Here is a 1,298-nt window from a genome sequence, read left to right as displayed (position 1 = left end):
GAGGCCGGCTGCGTCGTGCCGGCGGCGGCCTTCGACAGCTCCTCGGCGACGAGGGCCTGGAGCCGGCCGTCGCGCAAGGGGTCCTCGATCTGCAGGGCGCGGACGAGGGCGCGCCCGACGGCGGCGGGATCGGTCTCGGGCAGGTTGAGGGCGGCGAGCGTGAGGCTGCCGGTGCCCGAGAGGTTGGCCGCCAGCGCGCCGGGCGTCTCGCCGGAGGTGCCGAAGCGCAGCGCCGCCGACAGGCGCCCGCCGAGCGGGCCGCCCCCCGCGAGCGCCGGGATCGACAGCTCGGCGACGGTACCCTCGCCCGCGATCGAGGAGAGGCCGCCGCGACGCGACAGGGTCGCCGAGCCGGCGATCCGACCCTCGGCGAGCCTGGCCGAGAGGTCGCGCAGCGTCAGGGTCCCCTCCTCGAACCCCAACGCCATGGCGGCGCCCGAGGCGGTGAGCCCGCGCCCGAGCTCGAGCTGGTCGACCCGGAGGTCGAGGGAGACCGGCGGTCCCGGCGGTGGCACCGGGCCGAACCGGCCGGCGGCGCCCGCCGGCATCGCCAGGGCGGCCGCGAGCTGCGGCAGGGACAGGCGGGCGAGGCGCGCCGTGCCCGACAGCGCCCCGTCCGGCGCGCGGACGAGGGTCGCATCGAGGGCCGCCCCCGCGATCCGGCCGGCGAGCGCGGCACGCGCGTCGTCTCCCTGCCGGGTCAGCGCGACGGAAAGGTCGGCCGGCCACGGCCCCGGCGCGAGGGCGGCGGCGCCCGCCAGCGTCAGGAACGGCGCGAGGTCGGCGGTCTCGATCCGCAGCGCGCCGGATCGGGGCGGGCCGCCCTCGGTGGGAAGCCGCAGCGGCGTCGCGGTCGACAGCGTGGCGCCGGCGATCGTGCCGGTCGCCTGGAGCGTCAGGCCGCCGTCGGCCGCGCGGGCCGCCACCAGGCTCAGGTCGGCCGGCTGCTGCAGGCCGGCGATGTCGGTGCGGCCGAGCCAGGTGCCGGCCCGCGGCGTCGCGAGGCGGATCCTCGCCCCCTCGACCGCGCCGGCGCGGCTGACCAGCGACAGGTCGAGGCTGCCGCCCGCGGCTTGGCCCGTGGCGGCGAGCCGCAGCGCGTCGGCGTCGCCCGCGTCGCGCTCCAGCGTGACGGCGAGGTCGAGCGCGCCGGCGCGCAGGAAGGCCGGGATCAGGCGCGTCTCCGCGATCCAGACCCGGTCGACCAGGGCGAGCAGCGGCGCCGCCACCGGGGCCGAGAGCCGGCCGGCGACGCGCCCCGTGCCGTCGGCGCCGATCCGCCCGGACAGCTTGGCGTT

Annotated in this window: 1 pseudogene; it reads right to left on the bottom strand. The window is 80.0% G+C overall.

The window, feature by feature from the left end:
- A pseudogene (locus FV227_RS28570) lies at positions 1-1,298 on the bottom strand (AsmA-like C-terminal region-containing protein); the annotation flags it as partial.

The sequence above is a fragment of the Methylobacterium sp. WL119 genome, from assembly GCF_008039875.1.
Lineage (GTDB): Bacteria > Pseudomonadota > Alphaproteobacteria > Rhizobiales > Beijerinckiaceae > Methylobacterium.
This window is presented reverse-complemented; position numbering and strand designations above follow the sequence as displayed.